Origin of the sequence: Kitasatospora sp. NPDC096204 (assembly GCF_044763205.1) — a bacterium.
Taxonomy (GTDB): Bacteria; Actinomycetota; Actinomycetes; order Streptomycetales; family Streptomycetaceae; genus Kitasatospora.
Genome location: NZ_JBIWFT010000082.1, coordinates 1 through 6,912, shown reverse-complemented (window position 1 = coordinate 6,912; position 6,912 = coordinate 1). Strand labels below are relative to the sequence as shown.

Genomic DNA, 6,912 nt, shown 5'->3' with positions numbered 1-6,912 from the left:
CGTACGCGCTGGTGCTGCGCTCCTTCGTCAAACCGTTCCACCGCCGCCACGCCCCGGGGCTGCTGACCCGCGAGGCCGACGTGCTGCGCCTACTGGAGGGCAGTGGCGTCCCGGCGGCGCGACTGGTCGCCGTGGACGCACAGGCGGCGATGCGCGAGCACCCGTCACTGGTGATGACCCACCTGCCCGGCACCGTACGCGTGGCCGAGGACCGGGACCGTGCGGCGCGCGCGGACCTGCTGGCCGCACAGCTCGCCGCCGTGCACGCCCTGCCCGTCACCGAGCGGGACCGGCCGCGCGCCTGGCAGCCGTGGACGGCACCCGAACGGGTCGCCGTGCCCCCCGGCACGGCCCGCCCCGCACTGTGGGCCCGGGCGATCGCAGCGATCGACGGCCCGGCGCCCGCACACCGGCCGTGTTTCCTGCACCGCGACTTCCACCCCGGCAACGTGCTGTTCACCGGCCACGGCCCCAACCTGGCGGTCAGCGCGGTCGTCGACTGGGTCGAGACCTCCTGGGGACCGGCCGACCTGGACGTCGCCCACTGCTCCACCGCACTGGCCCTGCTCCACGGCCCCGAAGCGGGCCTGGCCTTCCCCGACCGCTACACCGCCGCCGGCGGCCGCCCCCTCGCCACCGGCCCCGCCCACCTCCACTGGCGACTGCTGGACGCCCTCGCCTTCGCCCCCGACGCCCGGAAAGTCGCCGAACCCTGGCACGACCTGGGCCGCACCGACCTGACCCCCACCATCCTGACCACCCGCCTCGAGGACTACCTCCAGGCCCTCCTCGACCACTACACCTGAACACCCCCGGCCCCGGCACCCGGCCGGGGCCGACACACCACGACGCAACCACCCCGACAGGACCACCACCGCCCTGGACGGCCGGGGCCAGCCCGGCCCGCATCCGAGATGAGCCGAGAACACCCCAAGGTCCAGGAAGGCGACTTCCATCTCGAGTTCGCGGTTTCGACGTTCGAGTTCCTTGAGCCGGGCGCGTGTCAGCGGACGCGGCAGACTCCCCAACGGCGGTCAGTTGGTCTCCCCGCTGGCGGACACGAAACCTCCCCAGTAGCGGACAGCTGATCTCCCCGCTGACCCACCAAGCCCGTAACGCACAGTGGGCATGGTGAAGAGCGATGAGGAGATCATGGAGATTCTTGAGGCGTACGACCTCACGGGGAGTTACCGGAAGGCTGCCGAGCTGGCCGGATGCGACCACCACACGGTGCGACGCTATGTCCAGCTCCGAGGCCAGGGAGTCGACCCGACCGAGCGGGCCGTGCGGTCGAAGTTGATCGACGACTTCCTGCCGAAGGTGGAGGAACTGGTCGAGCGGTCGCGAGGCAAGGTTGGTGCCGACGCTGTTCACAAGAAGATCGTCGCGATGGGCTTCACCGGCACCGACCGCACGACCCGCCGGGCCGTGGCGACGGCGAAGGAGTCCTACCGGGCCGGGAACCGCAGGGTGTTCAGACCCTGGATCCCGGAGCCGGCGATGTGGATGCAGTGGGACTGGGGAGAGGGCCCACGCATCGGCTCCCGGCGCACGAGCCTGTGGTGCGCGTGGCTGGCCTGGTCCCGGTTCCGGGTGGTCATCCTGGTGTTCGACAAGACCCTGCCGACGGTGGCGGCCTGCCTGGACGCGACGTTCCGGACGCTGGGCGGGGCGCCGACCTACTGCCTGACCGACAACGAGAAGACCGTCACGGTCGAGCACGTCGCCAGGATCGCGGTCCGCAACCCGGAGCTGGTGCCGATCGCCCGCCACTACGGCACGGTCGTGCGCTCGTGCATGCCGGCCGACCCGGCGTCCAAGGGCGGGACGGAGTCGACGGTCCGGATCGCCAAGCGGGACCTGGTGCCCACCGCGGTGAACCTGCGGGCCGAGTACGCCGACTTCGCCGAGCTTCAGGAAGCTTGCGAGACCTTCATGGCGGAGGTGAACAATCGAGTCCACCGCGAGACCCGCAGGATCCCGGCTGAGCTGCTGGCCGAGGAACGGCTGCGACTGCACCCGGTCCCCGAGCAGCCGTTCACCGCCGCGTTCGGCGAGAGCCGCCGGGTCGGCAAGGACTCAACGATCTCGGTCAACTCGGTGCGCTACTCGGTCCCACACGAGCTCGTCGAACAGAGCGTTTGGGTCCGCTTCCACGGCGACGACCTGATCGTCACTGCCATGGTCGCAGGCAGCGCGGCCGAGGTCGCCCGCCATGCCCGCTCCACCCCGGGCAACCCGCGCATCGCCGACGAGCACTACCCCGACGCCCCGCGCGGGGAACGCACGCCGAAGCCGACCAACCCGGCCGAGGCCCAGTTCCTCGCGATCGGGCCCGGGGCGGCGGCCTGGCTCATCGAGGCTGCGGCGGCCGGCACCCGCCGGATCCGGGCGAAGATGGCCGATGCCATCGCACTGGCCAAGCTGCACGGCACCGCGGACGTCGACCGGGCGCTCGGCACCGCCGCGACGGTGGGTCGCTTCGCCGAGGGCGACCTGCTGTCGATCCTGGGCCACCAGGGCGAGCACGACCAAGTCGAGCCGATCCGTCGCAGCGAGACCCACAGCCTGCAGCCGGGCACCTCGGCCTGGTCCGGATTCGGGTCGAACTGAGCCCACCCCGGCCAGGACTCAGTCTTCGTCGTCGACCAGACCGCAAGAACTGGGGAACGACTCCAGAAACTCCCGCCGCTGCGGGTCCGACTCGGCCTCGGCCAGGCCCCTGAGCGTCTGCAGGAACCAGCCGCGCTGGTCCTCCGGCAGCCGCTGCTGGCGTGCCAGTGCCTCCGGGGCGGGGTGGTCGAAGACCAGCGCGGCCGGCAGCCGCAGCCCGGTCAAGGACACCAGCCGGTTGCGCAGTTCGACCCCGGTGAGGGAGTCGAAGCCGACCTCCTTGAACGGGCGGGCCGGGCGGACCAGGTTCGGCGAACTGTGGCCGAGCACCGCCGCCGCGTTGCCGCGCACCAGGTCGAGCAGGGTCCGGTGCAGCTCGGCCTCGGGCAGCTCGGCGAGCTGCTGCGCCATCGAGCGGGCCGGTGCCGCGGCGGAGGCGGCGGCGGTACGGGCGGGGCGGGCCAGGCCGCGGAGCACGGCGGGCAGCCGGTCGTCCGCCCGCAGCACCGACGGGGCGATCCTGGCCGCGAGCCGGTAGGCGTACGGGGAGTCCAGGGCCGCGTCGAACAGGGCGAGGCCCTCCGCCGAGGTCAGCGCGCCCGCCCCGGCGCCCCGACCCGCGGTGACCGCGGCGGTCATCCCGCTGCGCTCCTCCCACAGGCCCCAGCCGATGGACAGGCCGGGCAGCCCCTCGGCCCGGCGTTCGGCGGCGAGGGCGTCGAGGACCGCGTTGGCGGCGGCGTAGTTCGCCTGCCCGGCCGCGCCGAACTGGGCGGCGCCCGAGGAGAACGAAACTAGCGCCGCGAGGTCGAGGTCCCGGGTGAGTTCGTGCAGGGCCAGCGCCGCGTCCGCCTTGGGCCGCAGGACGCGGTCGAGCCGGTCCGGCGTCAGCCCGGCGATCGTGGCGTCGTCCAGGACACCGGCCGCGTGGACGACGGCGGTCAGCGGGTGCGCGGCAGGCACCGACCCGAGCAGGGCGGTGAGCGCGGCGCGGTCGGCGACGTCGCAGGCGGCGACGGTCACCGACGCCCCGAGTCCGGTCAGTTCCCGTACCAGCTCCGGCATTCCGTCGGCGGACCCGCCCCGGCGGCCCGCCAGCAGCAGGTGCCGGGCGCCGTGCGCGACGACCAGGTGCCGGGCAAGGAGCCGTCCCAGGGTGCCGGTGGCCCCCGTGACCAGGACGGTCCCTTCGGGGTCCGGCGCAGTGGGCAGCAGCAGGACGTTCTTGCCGACGCCCCGGGCCTGGCTGAGCGAGCGCAGGGCGGCCGGGGTCTGCCGGACGTCCCAGCCGGTGACGGGCAGGGGACGCAGCACCCCCTGCTCGAACAGGTCCAGGACGTCGGCGAGCATCTCGCCGATCCGCTCCGGACCGGCCTCCATCAGGTCGAACGCCCGGTAGCGCACGCCGGGGTGCTGCCGAGCGACCGTCCCGGGGTCGCGGACGTCGGTCTTGCCCATCTCCACGAACCGGCCGCCGTTCGGCAGCAGCCGCAGACCGGCGTCGACGAACTCCCGCGCCAGGCTGTCGAGTACGACGTCGACGCCCCGCCCGCCGGTGGCCGTCAGGAACTTCTCGGCGAAGTCGGTGGTACGGGTCGAGGCGATGTGCTCGGTGTCCAGTCCGCCGGCCTTCAGGATGTCCCACTTGGCGGGGGAGGCGGTCGCGAACACCCGCGCACCGGCGTGCCGGGCGAGCTGGACCGCCGCCATGCCGACACCGCCGGCCGCGGCGTGGACCAGGACCGATTCGCCGCGCCGCAGTCCGCCGAGATCGAACAGACCGTAGTAGGCGGTGAGGAACACCACCGGCACGGATGCGGCGCGGGCGAAGGACCAGCCCGCCGGTATCCGGGCGACGGTGCGGCGGTCGGCGACGGCGGTCGGGCCGAACGCGCCCCCGAAGATCCCCATCACCCGGTCCCCGGGCACCAGGTCGTCGACACCCGGGCCGACCTCGATGACGGTTCCGGCGCCCTCGCTGCCCAGGCCCTGCTGTTCGGGGTCGGGGTCCAGGCCGAGCGCGGCGATGACGTCGTGGAAGTTCAGCCCGGCGGCGCGCACCGCGATCCGCACCTCGCCCTTGCCCAGCGGGGCGAGGGCCGCAGGCGCGGGCCCCGCCACGATGTCCTCCACGGAGCCCCGGCCGCCGGTGGTGAGCCGCCAGACCTCGCCGTCCGGCAGGGACAGCGTGCCGTCCGGCCGTCCGCCGCGGACCAGCCGCGGCAGCAGCGGCGGGCCGGTCCGCAACGCCAGCTCGGGTTCCCCGGTGGCGAGCGCCGCGGGCAGGGCGTCCGCCGGCTCGCCCGTCCCGGCCGCGTCGATGAGGACGAAGCGTCCGGGGTGCTCGGCCCGCGCACTACGCACCAGGCCCCACAGGGCGGCCTGGGCGAGGTCGACGGGACGGTCGAGCGGTCCGGTACGGACCGCGTCCCTGGTGAGCAGGGTCAGCCTGGCCTCGGCGAACCGCTCGTCGGCCAGCCACTGCTGTACCAGGGCCAGGCCCCGGTGCGCGGTGACGCGGACCCGGTCGGCGGGGTCGGGCAGGTCGGCGGTGGCGACGGCAGCCACGACCACCTCGGGGAGGGCGGCGCCCGCGTCGAGGGCGGCGCCCAGGGCGTCCAGGTCCGGCCAGGACACCGCACCGGGAACGGCGCTGCCGAGGGCGGCCCAGGCCGGCACGGCACTGTCGGCCGGATCGGCGGCCAGGGCCCAGTCGAGGCGGTACAGCAGGTCGGCGTGGGCACTCGCGGCCGGGGGCCGCAGCAGCAGGCCCTCCACGCCGATCACCTGCCGTCCGGACAGGTCGTGGGCGTGCAGGCTCACGGCGTCCGGCGCGTCGGCGGCGAGCCGCACCCGCAGCGTGGTGGCCCCGGTGATCCCGCTGGTCACCCCGTTCCAGCTGAAGGGCAGCCGGGCCCGGCCGTCCTGGTCGGGCAGCAGCGCGGCGCTCTGCAGGGCCGCGTCCAGCAGCGCGGGGTGCAGCACGCATCCGGCGGCGTCGGCGTGCTGCTGCTCCGGCAGCACCACCTCGGCGAACACCTCGCCGCCGCGGATCCACGCGGCCCTGATGCCGCGGAAGGCGGGGCCGTAGTGGTAGCCGGCCCCGGCGAAGCGCTCGTAGAGGTCGTCGGTGTCCACGGGTTCGGCACCGGACGGCGGCCAGCTCAGCAGACCGGCCGCAGTTCCGGCCGGGTCCCCGGCGGGCCGGGGTGCCAGGGTGCCGGTGGCGTGCTCGGTCCAGGGCGCGTCGGCGTCCCGCGCTGTCCGGGCGAACACGCTGAGCCTCCGCCGACCCTCGCCGTCGGGCCCGGCGACCCGGAGCTGCAGGTGAACGGCACCCTCGTCCAGGAGCACGAGGGCCGATCCGAGGGTGAGTTCCTCGACCACCGGGCAGCCCGCCTCGGCCCCGGCGCGCAGCGCGAGTTCGAGGAAAGCCGTGCCGGGGAGGAGGACGACGCCCGACACCGCGTGATCGGCGAGCCAGGAGTGGGTACGCAGTGAGATCCGGCCGCTGAGCAGCAGCTCGTCGGAGTCCGCGACCTGCGTCACCGCACCGAGCAGCGGGTGCCCGGTCGTGGCGAGACCCGCCGAGGCGATGTCCTGGCTGGTGGTCGGCACGTCGAGCCAGTAGCGGGTGTGCTGGAAGGCGTACGTCGGCAGCTCGACCCGCCGCGCGCCCGCGAAGACCGCCAACCAGTCCACCCCCAACCCGCGCTCCCAGCCACGGCCCACCGCACGCAACACCTGCGCCGAGCCGCCCTCGCCGCGGCGCAACGTCCCCAGCACCACCGCGTCCGCACCCGCGGCCTCCACCGACTCCCCCACCGCCACCGCCAGCACCGGGTGCGGGCTGGACTCGACGAAGAACCGGAAGCCCTCCCCCAGCAGCGCCTCGGTGGCCGCCCCGAACTCCACGGTCTCCCGCAGGTTGCGGTACCAGTACTCGGTGTCGAGGGACTTCGTGTCCAGCCAGGTGCCCGTCACCGTCGAGAAGAACGGCACCGCGCCCGAGAGCGGCGTGATGCCGTTCAGGTCGGCGAGCAGGCGCTCACGCACCTCCTCCACATGCGCGGAGTGCGAGGCGTAGTCGACCTCGATCAGCCGCGCCCGCACCCCCTCCCCGACGAGTTCCGCCACCAGCGCGGCAACCGCGTCCGCGTCACCCGACACCACCGTCGACGACGGGCCGTTCACCGCCGCCACCGACACTGATACTGCTAACCGGTCCCCGGTGGTCGTGGCTCTGCCACTGACTGACGCCCTGCTGGGCTGTCCTCCGGTTGTTCTGTCCGGCTGCCG

2 protein-coding genes and 1 pseudogene are annotated in these 6,912 nt (G+C 74.2%); 2 read left to right on the top strand and 1 reads right to left on the bottom strand.

Annotated elements, in window-relative coordinates; translation table 11 throughout:
* Both ACIQ87_RS39985 and istA read left to right on the top strand, forming a co-directional pair.
* The coding region (locus ACIQ87_RS39985; protein WP_402417150.1) for an aminoglycoside phosphotransferase family protein at positions 1 to 806 on the top strand (806 nt) is incomplete at its 5' end.
* Between the two features lie 325 nt (positions 807 to 1,131).
* Positions 1,132 to 2,613, top strand: coding sequence for an IS21 family transposase (gene istA, locus ACIQ87_RS39980; RefSeq protein WP_402417152.1), 1,482 nt, complete (start codon positions 1,132 to 1,134; stop codon positions 2,611 to 2,613).
* Between the two features lie 18 nt (positions 2,614 to 2,631).
* On the opposite strand, the pseudogene ACIQ87_RS39975 reads toward istA, so the two are convergent.
* Positions 2,632 to 6,822, bottom strand: a pseudogene (locus ACIQ87_RS39975) (SDR family NAD(P)-dependent oxidoreductase); the annotation flags it as partial.
* Positions 6,823 to 6,912: the final 90 nt, after the last annotated feature.